21 protein-coding genes are annotated in these 23,641 nt (G+C 60.3%); 18 read left to right on the forward strand and 3 right to left on the reverse strand.

From position 1 onward, the window contains the following. Window positions 1–55: 55 nt before the first annotated feature. Both J3P77_RS08585 and J3P77_RS08590 read left to right on the forward strand, forming a co-directional pair. Window positions 56–1,369, forward strand: a complete 1,314-nt coding sequence (locus J3P77_RS08585) for an MFS transporter (protein WP_434681080.1) — start codon at window positions 56–58, stop codon at window positions 1,367–1,369. Between the two features lie 72 nt (window positions 1,370–1,441). After that, window positions 1,442–2,266 carry an IclR family transcriptional regulator gene (locus tag J3P77_RS08590; RefSeq protein ID WP_434681081.1) on the forward strand — a complete coding sequence of 275 codons (825 nt, stop codon included), beginning with the start codon at window positions 1,442–1,444 and terminating at the stop codon, window positions 2,264–2,266. A gap of 6 nt (window positions 2,267–2,272) precedes the next feature. Here the strand turns inward: J3P77_RS08590 and J3P77_RS08595 are convergent, their stop codons facing one another. Further along, window positions 2,273–3,325 (reverse strand): NAD(P)-dependent alcohol dehydrogenase, encoded by a 1,053-nt coding sequence (locus J3P77_RS08595; RefSeq protein ID WP_434681082.1) that lies wholly within the window; start codon window positions 3,323–3,325, stop codon window positions 2,273–2,275. A 197-nt stretch (window positions 3,326–3,522) separates the two neighbouring features. Between J3P77_RS08595 and J3P77_RS08600 the strand changes: the two genes are divergently transcribed. Continuing rightward, window positions 3,523–4,425: an AraC family transcriptional regulator N-terminal domain-containing protein gene (locus J3P77_RS08600; protein WP_434681084.1), complete on the forward strand. Its 903-nt coding sequence runs from the start codon at window positions 3,523–3,525 to the stop codon at window positions 4,423–4,425. A 175-nt stretch (window positions 4,426–4,600) separates the two neighbouring features. On the opposite strand, the gene J3P77_RS08605 is transcribed toward J3P77_RS08600, so the two are convergent. Then, the gene (locus tag J3P77_RS08605; protein WP_434681086.1) at window positions 4,601–6,256 is read right to left on the reverse strand and encodes an electron transfer flavoprotein-ubiquinone oxidoreductase; all 1,656 of its coding nucleotides are present in this window, start codon (window positions 6,254–6,256) and stop codon (window positions 4,601–4,603) included. Between the two features lie 494 nt (window positions 6,257–6,750). On the opposite strand from J3P77_RS08605, the gene J3P77_RS08610 reads away from it, so the two are divergent. The 9 genes from J3P77_RS08610 (at window position 6,751) to J3P77_RS08650 (ending at window position 13,961) form a co-directional block, all read left to right on the forward strand. Next, complete coding sequence (locus J3P77_RS08610; protein WP_434681088.1) at window positions 6,751–7,500, forward strand: electron transfer flavoprotein subunit beta/FixA family protein; 750 nt, start codon at window positions 6,751–6,753, stop codon at window positions 7,498–7,500. Continuing rightward, a complete protein-coding gene (locus J3P77_RS08615; protein WP_434681089.1) occupies window positions 7,500–8,429 on the forward strand; it encodes an electron transfer flavoprotein subunit alpha/FixB family protein in 930 nt (309 codons plus the stop codon). The genes J3P77_RS08610 and J3P77_RS08615 overlap by 1 nt, the downstream gene beginning before the upstream one ends. Before the next feature lie 112 nt (window positions 8,430–8,541). Continuing rightward, window positions 8,542–9,369 (forward strand): substrate-binding periplasmic protein, encoded by an 828-nt coding sequence (locus J3P77_RS08620; RefSeq protein ID WP_434681090.1) that lies wholly within the window; start codon window positions 8,542–8,544, stop codon window positions 9,367–9,369. Between the two features lie 9 nt (window positions 9,370–9,378). Next, window positions 9,379–9,732 carry a DUF4398 domain-containing protein gene (locus tag J3P77_RS08625; RefSeq protein WP_434681092.1) on the forward strand — a complete coding sequence of 118 codons (354 nt, stop codon included), beginning with the start codon at window positions 9,379–9,381 and terminating at the stop codon, window positions 9,730–9,732. Then, complete coding sequence (locus tag J3P77_RS08630; RefSeq protein ID WP_434681094.1) at window positions 9,729–10,544, forward strand: OmpA family protein; 816 nt, start codon at window positions 9,729–9,731, stop codon at window positions 10,542–10,544. The genes J3P77_RS08625 and J3P77_RS08630 overlap by 4 nt, the downstream gene beginning before the upstream one ends. Window positions 10,545–10,732: 188 nt before the next feature. After that, on the forward strand, window positions 10,733–12,172 hold the full coding sequence (locus tag J3P77_RS08635; protein ID WP_434681096.1) for a PLP-dependent aminotransferase family protein: 1,440 nt from the start codon (window positions 10,733–10,735) through the stop codon (window positions 12,170–12,172). A 99-nt stretch (window positions 12,173–12,271) separates the two neighbouring features. Further along, complete coding sequence (locus J3P77_RS08640) at window positions 12,272–12,940, forward strand: translation initiation factor 2 (protein WP_434681098.1); 669 nt, start codon at window positions 12,272–12,274, stop codon at window positions 12,938–12,940. 93 nt (window positions 12,941–13,033) lie between these two features. Beyond that, window positions 13,034–13,291, forward strand: a complete 258-nt coding sequence (locus J3P77_RS08645; RefSeq protein WP_434681099.1) for a YkgJ family cysteine cluster protein — start codon at window positions 13,034–13,036, stop codon at window positions 13,289–13,291. Window positions 13,292–13,355: 64 nt separating this feature from the next. Then, on the forward strand, window positions 13,356–13,961 hold the full coding sequence (locus tag J3P77_RS08650; RefSeq protein ID WP_434681102.1) for an START domain-containing protein: 606 nt from the start codon (window positions 13,356–13,358) through the stop codon (window positions 13,959–13,961). Window positions 13,962–14,329: 368 nt separating this feature from the next. Here the strand turns inward: J3P77_RS08650 and gltA are convergent, their stop codons facing one another. Beyond that, complete coding sequence (gene gltA, locus J3P77_RS08655) at window positions 14,330–15,619, reverse strand: citrate synthase (RefSeq protein WP_434681103.1); 1,290 nt, start codon at window positions 15,617–15,619, stop codon at window positions 14,330–14,332. 364 nt (window positions 15,620–15,983) lie between these two features. On the opposite strand from gltA, the gene sdhC reads away from it, so the two are divergent. The 6 genes from sdhC to odhB all read left to right on the forward strand — a co-directional run bounded on the left by sdhC (window position 15,984) and on the right by odhB (window position 23,577). Further along, window positions 15,984–16,358 carry a succinate dehydrogenase, cytochrome b556 subunit gene (sdhC, locus tag J3P77_RS08660; protein WP_434681105.1) on the forward strand — a complete coding sequence of 125 codons (375 nt, stop codon included), beginning with the start codon at window positions 15,984–15,986 and terminating at the stop codon, window positions 16,356–16,358. Beyond that, entirely contained in the window at window positions 16,352–16,720 is a 369-nt protein-coding gene (gene sdhD / locus J3P77_RS08665) for a succinate dehydrogenase, hydrophobic membrane anchor protein (RefSeq protein ID WP_434681107.1), read from the forward strand. The genes sdhC and sdhD overlap by 7 nt, the downstream gene beginning before the upstream one ends. A gap of 3 nt (window positions 16,721–16,723) precedes the next feature. Further along, window positions 16,724–18,496 carry a succinate dehydrogenase flavoprotein subunit gene (gene sdhA / locus J3P77_RS08670; protein WP_434681109.1) on the forward strand — a complete coding sequence of 591 codons (1,773 nt, stop codon included), beginning with the start codon at window positions 16,724–16,726 and terminating at the stop codon, window positions 18,494–18,496. Between the two features lie 11 nt (window positions 18,497–18,507). Next, the gene (locus J3P77_RS08675; RefSeq protein ID WP_434681111.1) at window positions 18,508–19,212 is read left to right on the forward strand and encodes a succinate dehydrogenase iron-sulfur subunit; all 705 of its coding nucleotides are present in this window, start codon (window positions 18,508–18,510) and stop codon (window positions 19,210–19,212) included. 258 nt (window positions 19,213–19,470) lie between these two features. Then, window positions 19,471–22,302, forward strand: coding sequence for a 2-oxoglutarate dehydrogenase E1 component (locus J3P77_RS08680; protein ID WP_434681113.1), 2,832 nt, complete (start codon window positions 19,471–19,473; stop codon window positions 22,300–22,302). Window positions 22,303–22,344: 42 nt separating this feature from the next. Next, on the forward strand, window positions 22,345–23,577 hold the full coding sequence (odhB, locus tag J3P77_RS08685; protein ID WP_434681115.1) for a 2-oxoglutarate dehydrogenase complex dihydrolipoyllysine-residue succinyltransferase: 1,233 nt from the start codon (window positions 22,345–22,347) through the stop codon (window positions 23,575–23,577). The last annotated feature ends 64 nt before the right edge of the window (window positions 23,578–23,641 follow it).

The raw sequence follows: 23,641 nt of genomic DNA on the forward strand, positions 1-23,641 counted from the left end.
TATGCAGCCCCGTCGACATGCAGCCCTCGAATAAATCCAATAAGAGGCACACCTCATGCACACACGAACCCTGGAAGGCGCCGCATCTCTGGTGACCCCCACCCGCAAACGTTACTTCATCATGGTGCTGTTGTTCATCACCGTGGTGATCAACTATCTGGACCGCAGCAACCTGTCGATTGCCGCGCCCGCGCTGACCAGCGACCTGGGCCTGGACACCGTGCACGTTGGCTTGATCTTTTCCGCGTTCGGCTGGACCTATGCCGCCATGCAGCTGCCGGGAGGCTGGCTGGTCGACCGGGTGCCACCGCGCATTCTTTACACAGTGGCACTGGCGCTATGGTCGGTGGCGACCATCATGCTCGGCTTCGCGGCGAGCTTCATCGCGTTGTTCGTGCTGCGGATGGCGGTTGGCGCGCTGGAAGCGCCGGCGTACCCGATCAACAGCCGGGTCGTTACGTCGTGGTTCCCGGAACGTGAGCGGGCCACGGCCATCGCGTTCTACACCTCGGGTCAATTCGTCGGCCTGGCGTTTCTGACGCCGGTGCTTGCCTGGTTGCAGGCGGCGTATGGCTGGCACATGGTGTTCGTAGTGACGGGCGGCGTCGGCGTATTGTGGGCGGTGATCTGGTATGCGGTGTACCGCGAGCCCCGCGATTTCAAAGGCGTCAACCAGCAAGAGATCGACCTGATCCGTGAAGGCGGCGGGCTGGTGGACATCCAGTCCGAGACCGACAAGCAGAAGAAGCGCGGCTTCGATGCCGCGGGCCTGCGTATCGTATTGACCCAGCGCAAATTGTGGGGCATCTACCTCGGGCAGTTCTGTCTCAACTCGACGCTGTGGTTCTTCCTGACCTGGTTTCCGACTTATCTGGTCAAGTACCGCGGCATGGACTTCATCAAGTCCGGCCTGCTGGCTTCGTTACCTTTTCTGGCAGCGTTTGTCGGCGTGCTGTGTTCCGGGTTCTTCTCGGACTGGCTGATTCGTCGCGGATATTCGGTTGGCTTCGCCCGTAAGCTGCCGATCATTTCCGGTCTGTTGATCTCCACCTCGATCATCGGCGCCAATTATGTTGACTCCACGGCGCTGGTCATCGCGTTCCTCGCGCTGGCGTTCTTCGGCAACGGGCTGGCGTCGATCACTTGGTCGCTGGTGTCCACCCTGGCACCGGCGCGCCTGTTGGGGCTGACCGGCGGCACCTTCAACTTCATCGGCAACCTGGCGGCCATTGCCACGCCGATCGTCATCGGTTTTCTGGCAACCGGCGACTCCTTCGCCCCGGCGATCACCTACATCGCCGGTCTGGCCCTGATCGGTGCGCTGTCGTACATCCTGCTGGTGGGCAAGGTCGAGCGTATCGAGCTCTGACGCTGTGGTTCTGGCATTGCCCCAAGGCTGGCGACGATAATGTTGCCAGCTTCCCGACTGGATACGTCCGATATGCAAAACGATTCATTGATCGCCCGGCCCGCCGCCGGCAAGGATGGCCCGCGGGAAACTGCGCCGACCGGGACGCAAACCCTGCTACGCGGCTTGGGCGTCGTCCAGGCCGTGGCCAGCGGCGCGCGGGATCTCAAGGAAATTGCCCGGCTGATCGGTACGACGCGCAGCACGACTCATCGTCTGGTCAGTTGCCTGGTGGAGGAGCGTTACCTGCGTGTGCTGCCGCAGGTGGGTTACCTGCTCGGCCCCAAGCTGATCGAGCTGGGTTTCCAGGCGCGCGAGGAAGTGCCGCTGGCCATTCTGGCGCGGCCCTGGCTGGACCAGCTGTCGCAGGCGACCGGCGATACCGTGCATCTGGCGGTTCGCGAAGGAGACGAGGTGCTGTATCTGCACAAGAACCCGGGCCGCAACGGGCCGGAAATGCGCTCGCGGGTCGGACACCGCATGCCACTGGTACGAACCGGTATCGGCAAGGCGTTGTTGCTGGACGCCGCGGAACAGGAGTGGCGCAGGCTTTACGATGTCAGCCTGCCGGTCGCCGAGAAACCCGCCTTATGGCCGGCGCACGAGCAGCAGACCTGGGAGCAGCTGCGCGAACGTCGCAAGGAATATGTGCAGGGCGGTTACGCGTTCGATCTGGAAGACAACGAACCGTCTATCCGCTGCGTGGCGGCACCGGTACGTGACGCCAGCAAGCAGATCGTCGCTGGCATCAGTATCGCCAGCACCGTGCCGTACATGCCCCTGGAGAAAATGGCCGAGCTGGTCCCGCTGATCAAGGAGATCGCTGCGGGACTGTCGGCCGAGCTGGGGGCGGCGTGAAGCGGATCAGGCCTTGAGCGTGGCCATGTCGATGACGAAGCGGTACTTCACGTCACCGGCCAGCATGCGCTCGTAGGCTTCGTTGATGTTGCGGATGTCGAGCATTTCGATGTCGCAGGTGATGCCTTTCTCGGCACAGAAATCCAGCACTTCCTGGGTTTCCGCGATGCCGCCGATCAGCGAACCGGCTAGCACCCGACGGCTCATGACGAGGTTGGCGGCATGCACCGGTGGCTCGACCGGTTCGATCAGGCCGACCAGAATATGCACGCCATCGAAGCGCAGGGTCTGCAGGTAGGGGTTGAGGTCGTGCTGCACCGGGATGGTGTCGAGCAAGAAGTCGAAGCGGCCCGCGGCGGCTTTCATCTGTTCGGCGTCGGTGGACACGATCACGTGGTCGGCGCCCTGGCGGCGCGCTTCCGCGGCTTTGGCGGCGGAGCGGGTAAACAGGGTCACTTCGGCGCCCATCGCCTTGGCAAACTTGATGCCCATGTGGCCCAGGCCACCCATGCCCAGGATACCGACCTTGTCGCCGGCCTTCACGCCGTAGTGCTTGAGCGGCGAGTAGGTGGTGATACCGGCGCAGAGAATCGGCGCGGCGGCGGCGGGGTCGAGTTTTTCCGGGATGCGCACGACGAAGTGCTCGGCCACCACGATGCTGTTGGAATAGCCGCCCATGGTGTTGCTGCCGTCGACACGGTCAGGCGTGGCGTACGTCATGGTCGGGCCTTCCAGGCAATATTGCTCCAGATCCGACTTGCAGGCCGAACACTGGCGGCAGGAGTCGACCATGCAACCGACACCCACCAGATCGCCGACCTTGTAGCGAGTGGCCTCGCCACCCGTGGCGGTGACGCGACCGACGATTTCGTGGCCCGGCATCAGCGGGTAAACCGCGATGCCCCACTCGTTGCGAGCCTGGTGGATGTCGGAGTGGCAGACGCCGCAGTACAGAATCTCGATGGCAACGTCGTCCGCGCGCAGGTTGCGGCGCTCGAAAGTCATCGGGGCGAGGGGAGCGGTCGGGGATTGAGCGGCGTAACCGATGGCGGTGTACATATGTATTACCTCGCTAAGATTCAAATGGGTTTGAGGTGTTCGACCTCAGACGATCATTGTCCGGTCGCAACGCTTTGGTCGCTATGGCGAATCCTACGTCATTCATGCCTATTCCTCCGGAGGGGCTTCGTCGGCACCGCTCTGGCTCGCAAATCTGCGATGATGCAGCTGTCTATTTCTCTACCTGTGCCTGCCCCATGTCTTTCGAATCGCCCCTGAACGCTACAGCCAGTCTGGTTTCTTTGATCAAGCCTCTCGCCGTGCGCCCGGGCTTTGTGCCGACTCATTTGCCTGAAGTGCAGGTGCTGTCGGCGTTCAGCTACGTCGCGAGCAGTCCGCAGATATACGACCCCAGCCTGATGATCGTGGTTCAGGGCCGGAAGGTTGCGTGTCTGGGGCCGCGAACTTTCGAATATGGCGCCGGGCATTATCTGATTCAGGCGCTGTCGGTGCCGTTTCAGTGTGAAACCTTCGCCACGCCCGACAGGCCGCTGTACGGGGTGGCGGTGGCTATCGACCGAACGTTGCTGGGCGAGCTGGTGCAGTTGATGGGCAGCCAGGACAGTGAGCAATGCGAGTTGCAGACACCCGAATCAATGTCATCGGTGCAGATTGATGAAAGCATGCGCGCCAGTGTCGAGCGTCTGTTGCGCTGCCTTCAGGACCCGCTGGAGTGTCAGGTGATGGGCGCGGCTCGTGTTCGCGACGTGGTATTCAGCGCTTTACGCGGACCGCAGGCCGGTGTGTTGCGGGCGCTGGTCGAACACCACGGGCAATTCGCGCGTATCGCAGCATCCGTGAGCTATCTGCACGAGCATTACGCGCAGGCGCTTAATGTCGAGACACTGGCCCGTTGCGCCAATATGAGTCCGTCGACCTTTCATGAACATTTCAAGCGCAGCACGTTGCTGTCGCCAGTTCAGTACCTCAAGCGGCTGCGCCTGCTCAAGGCTCAGCAATTGCTGGCGGCCGAGGGGCTGGGCGTCGCGCAGGTGGCGCTCAAGGTCGGCTATCAGAGCGCTTCGCAGTTCAGTCGCGAGTACAAACGCTACTTCGAACGCAATCCGGTGCAGGAAGGCGTGCATCTGCGTGCGTCTTGATGGATTTGATGTTGTGGCAGGTAGCTTGTTGGCGATGTGGTCAATCTGATCGACCGCGTTGTCTGATTCTGCTGCCGCTGCGCGCCAGATCGCAGGCAAGCCAGCTCTTACAAGGTTGTGTGTGTTACTGAACCAGAACAATAAAAAAGGCTCCCGAAGGAGCCTTTTTCATGGGTTACATATTCGGGTAAGTCGGCCCGCCCGCGCCTTCCGGTGCGACCCAGGTAATGTTCTGCGCCGGGTCCTTTATGTCGCAGGTCTTGCAGTGCACGCAGTTCTGCGCGTTGATCTGGAAGCGCTTTTCGCCGTCTTCTTTGGTGATCACTTCGTACACACCCGCCGGGCAATAGCGCTGTGCCGGTTCGTCATACAGCGGCAGGTTCTTGGAGATCGGAATGCTCGGATCGGTCAGTTTCAAGTGGCAAGGCTGTTCTTCTTCATGGTTGGTGCTGGAGAGAAACACTGAGCTGAGCTTGTCGAAGCTGAGCTTGCCGTCCGGCTTGGGGTACTCGATCTTTTTCGAATCGGCCGCCAGCTTGAGGCAGGCGTAGTCCGGCTTCTTGTCATGCAGGGTGAACGGCAGCTTGCCACGGAAGATGTTCTGGTCGATGAAGTTGAACGCGCCGCCCTTGATCGCGCCGAACTTGTGGATCGCCGCGCCGAAGTTACGGCTGGTAAACAGTTCTTCATGGATCCAGCTGGCCTTGAAGGCTTCGACGTAGGAAGTCAGCACATCGCCACCTTCCTTACCGGCCAGCAGCGCATCGGCGACTGAATCGGCGGCGAGCATGCCGGACTTCATCGCTGTGTGGCTGCCCTTGATCTTGGCGAAGTTCAAGGTGCCCAGGTCGCAACCGATCAGCGCGCCGCCAGCGAACACCATCTTAGGCAGCGAATTGAGCCCGCCCTTGGCAATGGCGCGAGCGCCGTAGCTGATACGCTTGCCGCCTTCCAGATACTGTTTGATCACCGGGTGATGCTTGTAACGCTGGAACTCGTCGAATGGCGACAGGTACGGGTTGGAGTAGGACAGGTCGACGATCAGTCCGACGACTACCTGATTGTTTTCCAGGTGATACAGGAACGAGCCGCCCGGGTTGGCGTCGTCCAGCGGCCAGCCTGCGGTGTGTACCACCAGGCCTTGTTCATGTCTGGCCGGGTCGACTTCCCAGATTTCCTTGAGACCGATGGCGTAGTGCTGGACATCGGCTTCGCTGTCGAGGTTGAACCGCTTGATCAGTTGTTTGCCGATATGGCCGCGGCAGCCCTCCGCGAACAGTGTGTACTTGGCGCGCAACTCCATGCCCGGCGTGTAGAGGCCTTCCTTGGGATTGCCTTCGCGGTCGACACCCAGATCACCGGTAACGATGCCGCGCACCACGCCGTTCTCGTCAAACAAGGCTTCCTGTGCAGCAAAGCCCGGATAGATCTCGACGCCAAGGTTTTCGGCCTGCTGCGCCAGCCAGCGGCAAAGGTTGCCCAGGGAAATAATGTAGTTGCCATGGTTGTGCATGGTCTTGGGAACGAAGAAGTCCGGGATCTTGGATGCCCGCTCGGCGTCGCGCAACACGTAGATGTCGTCGCGTTTGACTTCGGTATTGAGCGGGGCGCCCAGCGCTTGCCAGTCCGGGAACAGTTCATTCAGGGCGCGGGGTTCGAACACCGCGCCGGACAGAATGTGTGCGCCGACTTCGGAGCCTTTTTCCACCACGCAGACGCTGATTTCCTGTCCGGCTTCGGCGGCGCGCTGTTTCAGGCGGCAAGCCGCGGAAAGCCCGGAAGGGCCGGCTCCGACGATGACGACGTCGAATTCCATGTATTCGCGTTCCACAGGCTATCTCCTACTCTCAAGGCTCACGGTAGCTTTTATGTACAGCTGTATCTGACCAGCGCAGACGCTGACGTCGACTGGTCTTTATTAATGGCGCGCATTATATCTACACCACTTGGCAGGTCCAATACAAACGTTCGTTTGAATCGGCCGCAGGCCAGAGAAATCAAAGATGTCAGACTCATCACTGGCCGATTTGGCGTATTGACCGGAAAAGGCGTTGCGGTCAAGATACGGGCGGTTTTGCGTTCGCCGTAGGCTGAAACGTGGTTCGATGAACTCGTTCAAAAGGCATCAGGCGAATGCGGTGCAGGCTTTCATGCCGCGTCTTGCAGGGCATTTTACACACCCTGAGCGTCCCGGCCCCCCGTGTTTGCCTTTATATGGGTTTTCGCCGTCTTGCCTGCACCCGAACGATTGCTTGTTGAGGACACATATCGATCGCCTGGTATTACCGGGCGACTTTCTTTTCACCGGAGAGTAACGAGGAATCCATGAAGGTTCTTGTAGCTGTCAAACGAGTGGTCGACTACAACGTCAAGGTTCGCGTCAAGGCGGACAACTCCGGCGTCGATCTCGCCAACGTCAAAATGTCCATGAACCCCTTCTGCGAAATCGCCGTGGAAGAAGCGGTGCGCCTGAAGGAAAAAGGCGTGGCCAGCGAAATCGTGGTCGTGACCATCGGCCCGACTACCGCTCAGGAACAACTGCGCACCGCGCTGGCGCTGGGCGCCGATCGCGCCGTGCTGGTGGAGTCCGCCGAAGAACTGACTTCCCTGGCCGTGGCCAAGCTGCTCAAGGCTGTGGTCGACAAGGAGCAGCCACAGCTGGTGATCCTCGGCAAGCAGGCCATCGACAGCGACAACAACCAGACCGGCCAGATGCTGGCGGCGCTGAGCGGTTACGCGCAGGGCACCTTCGCCTCTAAGGTCGAAGTGTCCGGCGACAAGGTTGCCGTGACCCGCGAAATCGATGGCGGTCTGCAGACCGTCTCGCTGAGCCTGCCGGCCATCGTGACCACCGACCTGCGCCTCAACGAGCCGCGCTATGCATCGCTGCCCAATATCATGAAGGCCAAGAAGAAGCCGCTTGAAACGCTGACGCCCGAGGCGCTGGGCGTTTCCGTGGCTTCGACCAACAAGACCACCAAGGTCGAAGCGCCGGCCGCGCGCAGCGCGGGCGTGAAGGTCAAGTCGGTGGCCGAACTGGTCGAAAAACTGAAAACCGAAGCGAAGGTGATCTGATGACTATCCTGGTTCTCGCTGAACATGACACCGCCAGCCTGGCCCCGGCCACGCTGAACACCGTGGCTGCCGCGCAGCAGATCGGTGGCGATATCCACCTGCTGGTCAGCGGCGCCGGCATTGCGGCCGTGGCAGAAGCCGCGGCCAAGGTCGCGGGCGTTTCCAAGGTGCTGGTTGCCGACAACGCCGCATACGCACATCAGTTGCCGGAAAACGTCGCGCCGCTGCTGGTCGAGCTGGCCGGCAGCTACAGCCACGTACTGGCCGCCGCTACTTCCAACGGCAAGAACATCCTGCCGCGCGTCGCCGCAAAGCTGGACGTCGACCAGATCTCCGAGATCATCTCGGTTCAGTCGCCGGACACCTTCACTCGCCCGATCTACGCCGGTAACGCCATTGCCACCGTGCAATCGACTGCTGCGGTGAAAGTCATCACCGTGCGCGCCACCGGTTTCGACGCCGTGTCGGCCGAAGGCGGCTCGGCATCCGTGGAAGCGGTCTCGGCTGCCCACGACGCCGGCATTTCCAGCTTTGTTGGCGAAGAGCTCGCCAAGTCCGACCGTCCGGAACTGACCGCCGCCAAGATCGTCGTCTCCGGCGGCCGTGGCATGCAGAACGGTGACAACTTCAAGCACCTGTACGCACTGGCTGACAAACTGGGCGCAGCCGTAGGCGCTTCGCGTGCCGCCGTCGATGCCGGTTTCGTGCCCAACGACATGCAGGTCGGCCAGACCGGCAAGATCGTCGCGCCACAGCTGTACATCGCGGTCGGTATCTCCGGCGCGATCCAGCACCTGGCGGGCATGAAGGACTCCAAGGTGATCGTTGCGATCAACAAGGACGAGGAAGCGCCGATCTTCCAGGTAGCCGATTACGGCCTGGTAGCGGACTTGTTCGAAGCGATTCCGGAGCTGGAGAAGCTGGTCTAAGCCAGGCACTTGCTCTATAAAGAGAACCCGCTCTTTCAGTCACGCGCCCTGCGTATCGCAGGTGTGCAGGGCCGGAGGGCGGGTTTTTTATTGGCTCGAAAAAGGAAGATTCATGGGCAGGCCATTGCTGCTGTCCCTGGTCGTCGCCGCGCTGGGGACCGCCGCGCCGCTGGCGACCGCTGCCGGGAAATGCGAGCGGCTGATCGCCACCGGTAGCCCGGACGCACCGCCCTATCTGTGGCGGGACCCGCAGGATCCGAAACACCTCATGGGCGCCAATGCCGACCTGTTGCGGCAGGCGGCCAGCGAACTGGGTGTGACGGTCGAATTTCTGTACGCGGGCAAGCGCAGTCAGGCGCTGGAAGAGGTGCGCAGCGGTCGCATGGACTTGCTGGTGGACGCGCCTTTAAGCGAGGCCCAGCTTGATGCGCTGGATTTCATCCATCCTCCCATTGCACGCAACGACATCCTAGTCTGGACCCGCCACGATCCGGCGCTGTCGTTCACCGGCATTGCGGATTTGCATGGTCGTCCCGGTGCGATATCCGTCAGGACCCGGCTGACGCCGTCATTCGAGGCGGTGGTCGCAGCGCAGCTCGATGTCGAGCGCTCACCCGGTCTGACCCAGGCCTTTCAAAAGCTGGCGCTCGGCCAGGTCGATTATGTGCTGGCCGGCCGCTATGCCGGAATGGTCATGACCCAGACACTTGGACTGTCCGCCGACATGGTCGCCCAGGCGGCTGCGGTCGATACGCCGGGCCTTCATCTGGCGCTGTCGTTCAATTCCGCCTGTAACGGACCCTGGTTGCGCGGACAGCTGGCGAAAAAGATGACAGAATCCGCCGTTTCCGGTCGGTCGGATGACCTCATCGCGCGCAATCTGGAAATATGGAAAGCCCAGTTGCTGCAACCGGCCGAAGCCAGCGCCTCAAACAAGTAGGAATGTGTTGTGAATATTCGCCTGTCTATTGCCCTGATGGCACTCGCCACTCTGGCCGGCTGCGCCAGCGACCCGGCCCCGATCGAACAATTCAAGCTGACCGAGCAGGCGCTCGAGCAGGCCAAGGCCGTGGGCGCCACTGACGAGCAGCCCGAGCTCAAGACCGCTGAAGCAAAATTCACTCACGCTCGCGCTGACATGGCGGACGAATCCTTCAAGGACGCCCGCATGAAAGCCGAGCAGGCGGAGCTGGATGCGCGGCTCGCCGAGGCGCGCGTGTTGACGCTCAAGAGTCAGGAGCAGGTGGACCAGTTGAACAGCCGGCTGAACCGTCTGCGCAAGCAGTTGGGGGAGGGCCAATGAACCGTTTCCAGCGTGTCTTGAGTCTCTCGCTGTTGATCGCTTCGGCCGGGCTTTACGGTTGTGCCGGGCAGCACCGCAGCGAGCAGGATCTGCAGCGCGCCAGCGCCGACTTTCAAAAGGTAAAGGAAGACCCGGACGTACTGCGCAGTGCGCCCAAGGATGTTATCCGCGCCGGCGAATCGCTGGCGCGTGCCGAGCGTCTGTCGAGCTATCTGGGCAGCGGGTCCGACGTCGAGCATTACGCGTATCTGAGCAGCCGCTATAGCGAGATCGCCCGCGAGCACAGCAATCTGATGCTGACCCGGGAGCGGCTGGCCAGGATGGAGCTGGACCGTCAGCGTCTGCAACTGGCCCTGCGCGAGGCGAAGCTGACCAGCGCTCAGCAGCAGGGCAAGTGGCTGGAAGATCAGATTCTTAGCCTGGTTACGACTCAGACCGAGCGGGGGCTGGTGATGACCTTGGGTGATGTGTTGTTCGATGCCGGTCACGCGGAACTGAAAAGCTCTGCCAACCGCACCGTGCTCAAGGTGGTGCAGTTCCTGCAGCTCAATCCGCGCCGAGTCGTGCGCATTGAAGGCTATACGGACAGCACTGGAGATCGTCAGGAAAACCTCAAGCTTTCCCGTGATCGGGCTCAGGCTGTAGCGGACGTGCTGACCGATCTCGGGGTGGACGAGAAGCGGATCCAGGTCGAGGGGTATGGTCAGGAATTCCCGGTGGACGTGAATGCGACAGAGCGCGGTCGGGCGCAGAATCGACGCGTCGAAATCGTCTTTTCCGACGACAAGGGTCAGTTGGGCGCAGCTCGCTAGCCAATGCCTGCACCCCCAGGGCCCGGGATCTGCCCAGATTCCGGGCCTTTTTTTGCCCAGGATACCCCGCCGACTCACTTCAATACGTAACAACGCTAGCCTCAAGTTGAACTGTCCCAGTACACTTCCTGACTGTTCCGGTCCGAATTGCCGTGCATTAGCCCGCCGGTCATCCTGAGGCATGTGATATGACGAATCTTCTGCTCTATCAACGAATCGCTCAGCAACTGGCTGAAGATATCCGTCGTGGCGTGTACCAGCCGGGAGAGCGGGTGCCGTCAGTGCGCAAGATGAGCTCTCAGCTCAATGTCAGTCACGCGACGGTGCTTCAGGCCTATGCGAATCTGGAAGATCAGGGGTTGATTCGGGCGCGTCCGCAGTCGGGATATTACGTACACCAGACCCCGGCGCTGACCGCGTCGACACCAGATATCGCGCGCGTCGAGCGTCCAAGTCTGGTCACGCGCAGCAGCATCATCCAGCAGGTCCTCGAAGAGTCCAGGCGCGAAGGCGTGTTTGCCCTGGGCGCGGCAGTGCCGCATGTGGATTATCTGCCGGTCCGCGCCTTGCATCAGCAGTTGGCCAAAGTGACGCGTTTCCACAGTCCGCGGGCTTTCAGCTACATGTTCAGCCCCGGTTTCGAGCCGTTGCGCAGACAGGTGGCGATACGGATGCGAGACGCCGGTGTCGTGGTCGATCCATCCGAAGTGGTGATCACTCACGGCTGTGTCGATGCTCTGCAGATGATCCTGCGGGTGCTGACGCGGCCTGGCGATCTGATCGCCGCCGAGTCTCCGGCCTACTACGGTCTGTTACAGCTGGCTGATCTGCTCGGGCTCAAGGTGATCGAGATTCCCAGTGATCCTGTTACCGGTATCAGTCTGGAAGCGCTGCAGCTGGCCGCCAACCAATGGACGATCAAAGCGCTGGTGCTCACGGCCAGGTTGAGCAATCCGTTGGGCGGCACGATTCCGGAAGATCGCCAGAAGCATCTGCTGCGGCTGGCATCTGATTTCGATATTCAGATCGTAGAAGACGATATCTACGGCGAGCTGATGTTCGAAGTGGGTCGCACCAAGGCATTGAAAGCGTTTGACCGTCTTGGGCGCGTTGTCTACTGCTCCAGCTTTTCCAAGACGCTATCGCCCGGGGTGCGGATCGGCTGGATGATCGCCGGCAAGTATCAGGCGGAAATTCAGCGCCTGCAGACCTTCAGCACTCACTCGGCATGCAGCGTCACGCAGATGGCCATTGCCGCTTATCTGGAAAACGGCGGTTATGATCGCCATCTGCGTTTCATTCGACACGAATACCGGAAGAATCTGAGCGCTTATCAGCTGGCCGTTCAGCAGCACTTTCCGGAAGGCACGCAGATGAGCCGTCCGGCCGGCGGCTTCATTCTCTGGGTGAGCCTGCCGGGACGGGTGAATACACAGGTGCTGCACGTGCGTGCGCTTGAGCAGGGAATCAGCATTGCCCCGGGGCTCATCTTCAGTAACACCGAGCAATTCAACCACTGCATCCGGCTCAACTGCGGCATGCCGTGGAACCGCGAAGCGGAGCGGGCCCTGATGACGCTGGGGATGCTGGCCAGACAGCTATGTCAGGAAACCGCAGTGAATTATTGAGCCGTACAGGTTTTTCTCGGATTGCCGGAACTCTTGTCTTGTTATGCAGGACTCAAGAGAACAGCATGTATTCCATCTGCTTTGGTCGCCTTGCCATTTATGAATCTGCTTCGCTGTTCAGGACTGCTGATCGTCGTGTTACTGGGCGCTTGCGATGCCCGGGAAACGCCGGTTCCCAAGCCCAAGACCGAATCTTCCGTCGAGGCGCCGGCGCCTGCGTCACCGGCGGTGCGCTCGACGGTCGACGCGCCTTCGGAATCGGTAGTGTCGCCTGACCCGGTAAAGCAGAGCGGAACGCCCAGCCACGACATGGCGCCCAATGTTCCAGTGGTTCCGGTCGTCGCCGGCAAGAATCCTGCCTCGCAGGAACAGACCGCTCGGTCGGGCCAGGCTCAACAGACGAAAACCGCCGAGCCCAAGGCTGCGCAAGGCAAGACTGGCGGCAAGCGTGATTCGGTCGCCGACAATCGCAAGGCGAAGAAGGCGGGCAAGGACACGCCGGCCAAAGACGTGCGTCTCAGTCCGCCCAAGCTGGATCTGAGTTTGCCGCCTGAGCTGGTCAAAGAACTCGAGCCACCCGCAAAGGTCATTCCTGCCAGGCGCAAGCCCATCCTGCCACCGATGTTCGACACTAACAGCACGCCCTCCGACGCCGGGCCTTTCGAGCTTAATGGGCGGCTATTGAGTAACGAAATGCAGTTGCAGATGCGTAACGACAATCGACGCGACGTCGAAGGCGCGGCGCTGGATTTCAAATTCAAGCAGTAAGGCCCTGCCCATCGTCCGAAACGGCATTTTCAAACGTTCGTTTCGACGGTTACTATCCCTCCGTCTTTCCAATTATCAACAGGGTGTCGAGTCATGGACTGTCGCTCCGGTTGCGGTGCTTGTTGCATCGCACCCTCCATCAGCTCGCCCATGCCGGGAATGCCGAATGGCAAGCCGGCAGGGCAGCGTTGTCTGCATTTGACCGTGGAACTGCTTTGCGGCCTGTTCGGCAGGCCGGAGCGGCCGGCCGTGTGTGGTCAGTTTCAGGCTGCCGAGGATGTATGCGGGGTTGATCAGGCGGATGCAATCAGGCTGATTGGCTGGTGGGAACAGGCCACGGCAGTCGCGTGAATCGACACCAGGCAAAGCGGCGGGCTTGAGTGCCCATCAGAACTTCAACAATAAGGAACATACAATGAGTTCGCTGTATCGCATGGCTGTGGTGTGTGGTTTGTCCGTCCTGCTGGCCGCAGAGGCATATGCCGAGGACTGGCAGGTTGCGCGCGACGAGGAGGGCATCAAGGTTTCGCTGAGTGACGTGGCCGGGTCGAAGTATAAGGCCTATCGTGGCACCACCGTGATTAATGCCAGCGTGGCCAAAGTCCGGGCGCTTCAGGAGGACGTGGCAGGCGCCTGCGCCTGGGTGCACGAATGTCAGTCGCAGAAACTGCTCAAGCACGAAGGCAACAAGGCCTGGACCTACACGCGTTTCAATACGCCATGGCCGGTGACGCCGCGGGATTCGGTGTTATTGATAACCACCTCGGAAGGCGCTGATGGCGGCCTGACGCGAACGCTGGAAGAGCAGCCTGCCTACATTCCCGAAGAAAAAGGCTATGTCCGCGTTACCAAGGTTGAAGGTTTCTGGAAGCTGCTACCCAAGGGGCCCAACCAGACTGAAGTGACTTATCAGGTGCACACCGAGCCCGGCGGCAGTGTTCCGTCGATGCTGGCCAACAAATTCGTGGTGGATGCGCCTTTCAACACCCTCAAGGCGCTGCGCGAGCGGGCGCAGAAGTAACAATTTTGCGTTGAATCTGTGGAGGGTCAGCGATTTGTCTATGGCTGGGTGACTGGTCCCAGGCCTGTGGGAGCCAGCTCGCTGGCGAGAGCGGGGGCGCAGTTGCCTGACGTACCTGGTAAACCGGTTTTACTGCCGTTTTGCCACGGTTCAGCATGTGCCCGGATCCTCGTAGGAGCGCGCTTGCCCGCGACGACGGCACTACGGGCGATAGGGCTGCTGCGGATGTACCAGCCTCTTCGCGACCTAGGTCGCTCCCACAAGGTCGCGGCGTTTGGTGGGCTGTGGGAGCCACCTTGCTGGCGAAGGGGCCATTCCGGGCCCACAAAAAAGGCTGCCAGTGGCAGCCTTTTTCATTTCCGTGTTGCTTACTTGCGTTCGGCCAGAGGGACGATGTCCCGCTGTACTTCGCCAGTGTAGAGCTGGCGTGGGCGACCGATCTTGTACGGGCTGGAGAGCATTTCCTTCCAGTGCGAAATCCAGCCGACGGTCCGCGCCAGGGCGAAGATCACGGTGAACATGCTGGTCGGAATGCCGATGGCCTTGAGAATGATGCCCGAATAGAAATCGACGTTCGGATACAGCGAGCGCTCGATGAAGTACGGGTCGGTCAGGGCGATCTCTTCCAGGCGCATGGCCAGTTCGAGTTGCGGATCGTTGTTGATGCCCAGTTCGCGCAGCACTTCGTCGCAGGTCTGCTTCATGACGGTGGCGCGCGGGTCGCGGTTCTTGTAGACGCGGTGACCGAAGCCCATCAGCTTGAACGGATCGTTCTTGTCCTTGGCCTTGGCGATGAACTTGTCGATGTTGGACACATCGCCGATTTCGTCGAGCATGGTCAGCACGGCTTCGTTCGCGCCGCCGTGCGCCGGGCCCCAGAGCGCGGCGATGCCGGCTGCGATACAGGCGAACGGGTTGGCGCCCGACGAGCCGGCCATCCGGACGGTGGAGGTCGAGGCGTTCTGCTCATGGTCGGCGTGGAGGATGAAGATCCGATCCATTGCCTTGGCCAGCACCGGACTGATCGGTTTGATCTCGCACGGGGTGTTGAACATCATGTGCAGGAAGTTTTCCGCGTAGCTCAGGTCGTTGCGCGGATACATCATGGGCTGGCCCATGGAGTATTTGTAGACCATCGCCGCCAGGGTCGGCATCTTCGCGACCAGGCGCACAGCGGAAATCTCGCGGTGCTGCGGGTTATTGATGTCCAGCGAGTCGTGGTAGAACGCGGAGAGCGCGCCGACCACGCCGCACATCACGGCCATCGGGTGGGCGTCGCGACGGAAGCCGTTGAAGAATGTCTTGAGCTGCTCGTGGACCATCGTGTGGTTCTTGACCACGGCTACGAACTGGGCCTTCTGTTCGGCGGTGGGCAGTTCGCCATTGAGCAACAGGAAGCAGGTTTCCAGGTAGTCGGACTGCTCGGCCAATTGCTCGATCGGATAGCCGCGGTGCAACAGGATTCCATTGTCACCATCAATGTAGGTGATCTTCGACTCGCAAGAGGCGGTCGACATGAAGCCTGGGTCGAATGTGAAGCGGCCGGTGGCAGTGAGACCGCGTACGTCGATCACATCTGGACCCACGGTACCGGTCAGAATTGGCAGCTCGACGGGGGCTGCGCCCTCGATGATCAACTGCGCTTTTTTGTCAGCCATGTGGCCTCCTATTTATGCTTCAAATCATCAGACAGGCCCCCCACGCAGGGCCCGCATCACTATAGTGAGATAAATTCTAAAGTCAATTTGCCTAAAGTCGTGTTCCAGAAGGCTTGCAGGAGGGGGTGGAAGCACGCTGTTTCCCGCCGTTTACGCCTTTTGTTCGTTCAGCGCAATGCGCTATTGGCGGTAAGTCTGCGCGTTGTCATTAGTAACCTAACTGTCTATACTCGGCGTCCGACCGCCAGGGGCTTTTGTGCCTGTTCCAAGGGGGTCGTCACTTCCTGGGTGGTGGGTACCTGACCAGTACACTTCCCAACAACTTGCCCTGATTTTTAGGGGCTCTTCAGTGTGAAAAAAAGCCGTGAATAGCCAACGACCTGTAAATCTAGACCTAAGGACCATCAAACTCCCAGTCACTGCTTACACGTCCATCCTTCACCGCATCTCCGGTGTCATCCTCTTTGTCGGCATTGCACTCGCGCTTTACGCAATGGACAAGTCGCTGGCTTCCGAAGAAGGCTTCGGTGAGGTTAAGGCGTGGCTGACCAGTCCGCTGGCCAAGCTTGTCATCTGGGGGCTGCTGTCCGCCCTGCTGTATCACCTGGTGGCCGGTATTCGCCACCTGATCATGGACACGGGCATTGGCGAGACGCTGGAAGGCGGCAAGCTGGGCTCCAAAATCGTTATCGCAGTTTCCGTGGTGATGATCATTCTGGCAGGAGTATGGATATGGTAACCAACGTCACTAACCTGTCACGTTCGGGCCTCTATGACTGGATGGCGCAGCGTGTATCGGCGGTCGTGCTCGCGGCTTATTTCATTTTCCTGATCGGCTACCTGGTCGCCAACCCCGGCCTGACCTATGCCCAGTGGCATGAACTGTTTGCCCATAACGGGATGCGTATCTTCAGTCTGCTGTCCCTCGTTGCCCTCGGCGCTCACGCCTGGGTCGGCATGTGGACCATCGCGACCGACTACCTGACGCCAATGGCGCTGGGCAAGTCCGCGACAGCGGTACGTTTCCTGTTTCAGGCGGTATGCGGCATTGCGATGTTCGCTTACTTCGTCTGGGGTGTGCAGATTCTTTGGGGTATCTGATTCATGGCTAACATTAATACACTTTCGTTCGACGCCATCATCATCGGTGGCGGCGGTGCGGGCATGCGCGCAGCCTTGCAACTGGCTCAGGGCGGCCACAAGACCGCTGTAGTCACCAAGGTTTTCCCGACGCGCTCGCACACCGTTTCCGCCCAGGGCGGCATCACCTGCGCCATTGCTTCGGCCGACCCGAACGACGACTGGCGCTGGCACATGTACGATACCGTCAAGGGTTCCGACTACATCGGTGACCAGGACGCTATCGAATACATGTGTTCCGTAGGTCCGGAAGCCGTGTTCGAACTGGAACACATGGGCCTGCCGTTCTCCCGTACCGAACAGGGCCGCATCTACCAGCGTCCGTTCGGCGGTCAGTCCAAGGACTTCGGCAAGGGCGGTCAGGCTGCCCGTACATGCGCCGCCGCCGACCGTACCGGTCACGCGCTGCTGCACACCCTGTACCAGGCCAACCTGAAAGCCGGCACCGTATTCCTCAACGAATACTACGCAGTGGATCTGGTGAAGAACCAGGACGGCGCGTTCGTCGGCATCATCGCCATCTGCATCGAAACCGGTGAAACCTCCTACATCCGCGCCAACGCCACCGTACTGGCGACCGGCGGTGCAGGTCGTATCTACTCGTCGACCACCAACGCCCTGATAAACACCGGCGACGGCGTGGGCATGGCGCTGCGTGCAGGTGTTCCGGTTCAGGACATCGAGATGTGGCAGTTCCACCCGACCGGTATCGCCGGCGCCGGTGTACTGGTAACCGAAGGTTGCCGTGGCGAAGGTGGTTACCTGATCAACAAGCACGGCGAGCGTTTCATGGAGCGCTATGCGCCTAACGCCAAGGACCTCGCGGGCCGTGACGTTGTGGCTCGTTCCATGGTCAAGGAAATCATCGCGGGTAACGGTTGCGGTCCTGACGGCGACCACGTGATGCTCAAGCTCGATCACCTGGGCGAGGAAGTGCTGCACAGCCGCCTGCCGGGCATCATGGAGCTGTCCAAGACGTTCGCTCACGTCGACCCGGCCGTCGCGCCGATCCCTGTCGTTCCTACCTGCCACTACATGATGGGCGGCGTTGCCACCAACATCCATGGCCAGGCGATCACTCAGGACGCAACCGGCGCGGACCAGATCATCCCAGGTCTGTTTGCCGTGGGTGAAGTGGCTTGCGTATCGGTTCACGGTGCCAACCGTCTGGGCGGCAACTCGCTGCTCGACCTCGTCGTGTTCGGTCGTGCCGCAGGTCTGCACCTTGAGCAGGCGCTCAACGAAGGCATCGATTACCGTCGTGCGTCGGAAACCGACGTGGACGCTGCTCTGGCCCGCCTCAGCGGTCTGAATCAGCGTACCGAAGGCGAAGACGTCGCAACGCTGCGCAAAGAGCTGCAAAGCTGCATGCAGAACTACTTCGGTGTGTTCCGTACCGGTGAATACATGCAGAAGGGCATCGCACAACTGGCGACCCTGCGCGAGCGTATCGCCAACGTCAAGATCAACGACAAGAGCCAGGCGTTCAACACTGCCCGTATTGAAGCGCTCGAGCTGCAAAACCTGCTGGAAGTCGCCGAAGCAACTGCTATCGCTGCAGAACATCGCAAGGAATCCCGTGGCGCGCACGCCCGCGAAGATTTCGAAGACCGCGACGACGAAAACTGGCTGTGCCACACCCTGTACTTCCCGGGTGACAAGCGCGTAGCCAAGCGTGCCGTGAACTTCTCGCCGAAGACTGTTCCGACTTTTGAGCCCAAGGTTCGGACTTATTAAGGGTGACCGCCATGTTGCAAGTCAGTGTTTATCGCTACAACCCTGATCAGGACGCCGCGCCGTTCATGCAGGAATTCCAGGTCGATACCGGTGGCAAAGACCTGATGGTGCTGGATGTATTGGCACTGATCAAAGAACAGGACGAAGGTTTCTCGTATCGTCGCTCGTGCCGCGAAGGTGTCTGCGGCTCTGACGGCATGAACATCAACGGCAAGAACGGCCTGGCGTGCATCACGCCGCTGTCTGCCGTAGTCAGCAAAGGCAAGCTGGTCGTACGTCCACTGCCTGGTCTGCCGGTGATTCGTGACCTCGTGGTCGATATGAGCATCTTCTACAAGCAATACGAGAAGGTGAAGCCATTCCTGCAGAACGATACTCCGGCTCCGGCCATCGAGCGTCTGCAGTCTCCGGAAGAGCGCGAAAAGCTCGATGGTCTGTACGAGTGCATCCTGTGCGCTTGCTGCTCGACTTCCTGCCCGTCCTTCTGGTGGAACCCGGACAAGTTTCTGGGTCCGGCTGCACTGCTGCAGGCCTATCGTTTCCTGGCCGACAGCCGCGACAACAAGACCGCCGAGCGTCTGGCTGCAATGGACGATCCGTTCAGTGTCTTCCGCTGCCGCGGGATCATGAACTGCGTCAACGTTTGCCCTAAAGGCCTTAACCCAACCAAGGCTATCGGTCACGTTCGCAACATGCTTCTGCAAAGCGGCGTCTGATTCATCGCTTTACCGCTAAACCGCTGTACCTGAAAGGGCCGCGGCGCAGGCTTCAACCGGCGCCGTGGTTTTAACCTGAGCAGTGGCCCGCAAGGCTACGGCTCTTATTTTGAAGAAAAAGACCAGCAGGGGCATCCGGGCTGGTACCCGGACTATCTGCGTGATCCCTGGTGACTTGATATGGTCGCTGCACACGACTGTTTCAGCGTTGCTCTGGTGTCTTCGCCGGTGGTGTCCCCTTACCGAGGGTGACCAAGCATGCAAGAAAGCGTGATGCAGCGCATGTGGAACAGTGCCCACCTGTCAGGTGGTAACGCTGCCTATGTGGAAGAGCTCTATGAGCTCTACCTGCACGACCCTAACGCTGTGCCAGAAGAGTGGCGCACCTACTTTCAGAAGTTGCCAGCAGACGGCAGCTCTGCCACCGATGTATCGCATTCGACGATTCGCGATCATTTCGTGTTGCTGGCGAAAAACCAGCGCCGTGCTCAGCCGGTGTCCGCCGGCAGTGTGAGCAGCGAACACGAGAAGAAGCAGGTTGAAGTTCTGCGACTGATCCAGGCTTATCGGATGCGGGGCCATCAGGCTGCCCAGCTCGATCCGCTGGGTCTGTGGCAACGGCCCGCTCCCGCTGACCTGTCGATCAATCACTACGGCATGACCAATGCCGATCTGGATACGACCTTCCGTGCCGGCGACCTGTTCATCGGCAAAGAGGAAGCGAGCCTACGCGAAATCCAGGAAGCGTTGCAGCAGACATATTGTCGCACCATCGGCGCCGAGTTCACGCACATCGTGGATTCCGAACAGCGCAACTGGTTCATGCAGCGTCTGGAAAGCGTCCGTGGCCGTCCTGCGTTTTCCCCCGAAATCCAGAGCCATCTGCTTGAGCGCGTCACTGCCGCCGAGGGCCTGGAAAAGTACCTGGGCACCAAATATCCCGGCACCAAGCGCTTCGGTCTGGAAGGCGGCGAGAGCCTGATTCCGATGCTGGACGAGCTGATCCAGCGTTCGGGCTCCTACGGCACCAAGGAAATCGTTATCGGCATGGCCCACCGTGGCCGTCTGAACGTTCTGGTAAACACCTTCGGCAAGAACCCGCGCGAGCTGTTCGACGAGTTCGAAGGCAAGAAAAAAGTAGAGCTGGGCTCCGGTGACGTGAAGTATCACCAGGGTTTCTCCTCGAACGTCATGACCGCTGGTGGCGAAGTTCACCTGGCGATGGCGTTCAACCCGTCTCACCTGGAAATCGTTTCTCCGGTGGTTGAGGGTTCCGTGCGCGCGCGTCAGGATCGTCGCAACGATCCGAACGGCGACAAGGTCCTGCCGATCTCGCTGCACGGCGACGCCGCCTTCGCAGGCCAGGGCGTGGTCATGGAAACCTTCCAGATGTCGCAGACCCGTGGCTTCAAGACGGGCGGCACGATCCACATCGTGATCAACAACCAGGTAGGTTTCACCATCAGCAACCCGCGTGACTCGCGTTCCACCGAGTACGCCACCGACGTTGCCAAGATGATCCAGGCGCCGATCCTCCATGTAAATGGTGATGATCCGGAAGCCGTGGTGTTCGTCACCCAGCTGGCCATTGACTACCGCATGCAGTTCAAGCGTGACGTGGTCATCGACCTGGTCTGCTACCGCCGTCGCGGTCACAACGAAGCGGACGAGCCGAGCGGCACCCAGCCGCTGATGTATCAGCAGATCACCAAGCAGCGCACCACTCGCGAGCTGTATGCCGATCAGTTGATCAAATCCGGCGTGCTGGATGAAGCGCTCGTTCAGGCCAAGGTCGACGACTACCGCAATGCGCTGGACAACGGCCTGCATGTGGTCAAGAGCCTGGTCAAGGAGCCTAACAAGGAACTGTTCGTCGACTGGCGTCCATACCTGGGCCATGCCTGGACCGCGCGTCACGATACCCGTTTCGACCTCAAGACCCTGCAGGAGCTGTCGGCCAAGCTGATGGAGCTGCCGGAAGGCTTCGTGGTGCAGCGTCAGGTTCAGAAGATCTACGAAGACCGCCAGAAGATGCAGGCCGGTGGCTTGCCGATCAACTGGGGCTACGCCGAAACCATGGCCTACGCCACGCTGGCGTTCGAAGGTCACCCGGTTCGCATCACCGGGCAGGACGTGGGCCGCGGGACGTTCTCGCACCGTCATGCCGTGCTGCACAACCAGAAAGACGCAAGCACCTACATTCCTCTGCAGAACCTGTACGCCGGTCAGCCACGCTTCGACCTGTACGACTCGTTCCTGTCGGAAGAAGCGGTACTGGCGTTCGAATACGGTTACTCGACTACCGAGCCTAACGCTCTGGTTATCTGGGAAGCCCAGTTCGGCGACTTCGCCAACGGTGCCCAGGTCGTCGTCGACCAGTTCATCACCAGTGGCGAGCACAAGTGGGGCCGTCTGTGCGGTCTGACCATGCTGCTGCCGCACGGTTACGAAGGGCAGGGGCCGGAGCACTCGTCCGCGCGTCTGGAGCGTTACCTGCAACTGTGTGCCGAGCACAACATTCAGGTATGCGTGCCGACCACGCCTGCGCAGATCTACCACTTGCTGCGTCGTCAGGTCATTCGCCCGCTTCGCAAGCCACTGGTCGTCCTGACGCCCAAGTCGCTGCTGCGTCACAAGCTGGCCATTTCGACCCTCGAAGAACTGGCCGAAGGCTCGTTCCAGACTGTCATTCCTGAAATCGATGCACTCGATCCGGTCAAGGTAACGCGTCTGGTCCTGTGTAGCGGCAAGGTCTACTACGACCTGCTGGAAAAACGTCGTGCCGAAGGTCGTGACGACATCGCCATCGTCCGTATCGAGCAGCTGTACCCGTTCCCTGAAGATGACCTGATGGAAACGATCGCGCCTTACACCAACCTCGAACACGTGGTCTGGTGCCAGGAAGAACCGATGAACCAGGGCGCCTGGTACAGCAGTCAGCACCACCTGCGTCGCAGCATGGGCAATCACAAACGCAGCCTCGTTCTCGAGTACGCGGGTCGTGAAGCTTCTGCCGCGCCTGCCTGTGGTTACGCTTCGATGCACGCCGAGCAGCAGGAACAACTGCTGCGCGATGCCTTCACTGTTTAACGCCTTCGAGCATTAGAAACCGAATTAAGGAAATTACAGATAATGGCTATCGAGATCAAAGCCCCCTCTTTCCCGGAATCCGTTGCCGACGGCACCATTTCCAAATGGCACAAGCAACCGGGCGAGGCGGTAAAACGTGACGAGCTGCTGGTCGATATCGAAACGGACAAGGTTGTCCTGGAAGTTCTGGCCGAAGCCGATGGCGTGCTGGCATCAATCGTGAAGGGCGAGGGCGATACCGTCCTGTCCAACGAATTGATTGCAACTCTGGATGCCGGCGCCACCGCGTCGGCGGCGCCTGCTCCAGCTGCCGCCGCTGCTGCTCCGGCTGCCGCACCTGCACAAGCTGCCGCTGCTGCTGGCGACGAAGATTCGATCGCAGCTCCTGCCGCGCGCAAGCTGGCCGAAGAAAACGGCATCAACCTGGCCAGCCTCAAAGGCACCGGCAAAGACGGTCGTGTTACCAAGGAAGACGTGGTTGCCGCTGTTGAAGCCAAGAAGTCCGCGCCTGCCGCCGCTCCGGCTGCCAAGCCTGCCGCTGCTGCTTCTGCGCCTGTGTTCGCCGCTGGCGACCGCACCGAGAAGCGCGTGCCGATGACTCGCGTTCGCGCCACCGTTGCCAAGCGTCTGGTCGAAGCCCAGTCGAACATGGCAATGCTGACCACGTTCAACGAAGTCGATATGACCGAAGTCATGGCGCTGCGTTCGAAGTACAAGGACCTGTTCGAGAAGTCCCACAACGGCGTGCGCCTGGGCTTCATGTCGTTCTTCGTCAAGGCCGCCACTGAAGCGCTGAAGCGTTTCCCGGCAGTCAACGCCTCGATCGACGGCTCGGACATCGTTTACCACGGCTATGCGGATATCGGTGTTGCCGTTTCCAGCGACCGTGGTCTGGTGGTGCCGGTTCTGCGTAATGCCGAACACATGAGCCTGGCTGAAATCGAAGGCGGCATCGCCACCTTCGGCAAGAAGGCCCGTGACGGCAAGCTGTCGATCGACGAAATGACCGGCGGTACGTTCACTATCACTAACGGTGGTACTTTCGGTTCGATGATGTCGACCCCGATCGTCAACCCGCCGCAGGCAGCGATTCTGGGCATGCACAACATTCTGCAGCGTCCAATGGCGGTCAATGGCCAGGTAGTCATCCGTCCGATGATGTATCTTGCGCTGTCCTACGACCACCGCTTGATTGATGGTAAGGAAGCAGTGACTTTCCTCGTTACCATCAAGAACCTGCTGGAAGATCCGGCTCGTCTGCTGCTGGATATCTGATGGGTCAGCCACAGGCTGCAAGCCGCAACCTCCTACATAAAGCGGGGCGGCGTGCAGCTTGGGT

Origin of the sequence: Pseudomonas sp. R1-18, from assembly GCF_051132095.1 — a bacterium.
GTDB lineage: Bacteria > Pseudomonadota > Gammaproteobacteria > Pseudomonadales > Pseudomonadaceae > Aquipseudomonas.

Excerpts from the sequence above, each read along its gene's own strand:
- J3P77_RS08585 (WP_434681080.1), top strand. The coding sequence starts at position 56 with ATGCACACACGAACCCTGGAAGGCGCCGCATCTCTGGTGACCCCCACC.
- J3P77_RS08590 (WP_434681081.1), top strand. The coding sequence starts at position 1,442 with ATGCAAAACGATTCATTGATCGCCCGGCCCGCCGCCGGCAAGGATGGC.
- J3P77_RS08595 (WP_434681082.1), bottom strand. The coding sequence starts at position 3,325 with ATGTACACCGCCATCGGTTACGCCGCTCAATCCCCGACCGCTCCCCTC.
- J3P77_RS08600 (WP_434681084.1), top strand. The coding sequence starts at position 3,523 with ATGTCTTTCGAATCGCCCCTGAACGCTACAGCCAGTCTGGTTTCTTTG.
- J3P77_RS08610 (WP_434681088.1), top strand. The coding sequence starts at position 6,751 with ATGAAGGTTCTTGTAGCTGTCAAACGAGTGGTCGACTACAACGTCAAG.
- J3P77_RS08615 (WP_434681089.1), top strand. The coding sequence starts at position 7,500 with ATGACTATCCTGGTTCTCGCTGAACATGACACCGCCAGCCTGGCCCCG.
- J3P77_RS08620 (WP_434681090.1), top strand. The coding sequence starts at position 8,542 with ATGGGCAGGCCATTGCTGCTGTCCCTGGTCGTCGCCGCGCTGGGGACC.
- J3P77_RS08630 (WP_434681094.1), top strand. The coding sequence starts at position 9,729 with ATGAACCGTTTCCAGCGTGTCTTGAGTCTCTCGCTGTTGATCGCTTCG.
- J3P77_RS08635 (WP_434681096.1), top strand. The coding sequence starts at position 10,733 with ATGACGAATCTTCTGCTCTATCAACGAATCGCTCAGCAACTGGCTGAA.
- J3P77_RS08640 (WP_434681098.1), top strand. The coding sequence starts at position 12,272 with ATGAATCTGCTTCGCTGTTCAGGACTGCTGATCGTCGTGTTACTGGGC.
- J3P77_RS08645 (WP_434681099.1), top strand. The coding sequence starts at position 13,034 with ATGGACTGTCGCTCCGGTTGCGGTGCTTGTTGCATCGCACCCTCCATC.
- J3P77_RS08650 (WP_434681102.1), top strand. The coding sequence starts at position 13,356 with ATGAGTTCGCTGTATCGCATGGCTGTGGTGTGTGGTTTGTCCGTCCTG.
- gltA (WP_434681103.1), bottom strand. The coding sequence starts at position 15,619 with ATGGCTGACAAAAAAGCGCAGTTGATCATCGAGGGCGCAGCCCCCGTC.
- sdhD (WP_434681107.1), top strand. The coding sequence starts at position 16,352 with ATGGTAACCAACGTCACTAACCTGTCACGTTCGGGCCTCTATGACTGG.
- sdhA (WP_434681109.1), top strand. The coding sequence starts at position 16,724 with ATGGCTAACATTAATACACTTTCGTTCGACGCCATCATCATCGGTGGC.
- J3P77_RS08675 (WP_434681111.1), top strand. The coding sequence starts at position 18,508 with ATGTTGCAAGTCAGTGTTTATCGCTACAACCCTGATCAGGACGCCGCG.
- J3P77_RS08680 (WP_434681113.1), top strand. The coding sequence starts at position 19,471 with ATGCAAGAAAGCGTGATGCAGCGCATGTGGAACAGTGCCCACCTGTCA.
- odhB (WP_434681115.1), top strand. The coding sequence starts at position 22,345 with ATGGCTATCGAGATCAAAGCCCCCTCTTTCCCGGAATCCGTTGCCGAC.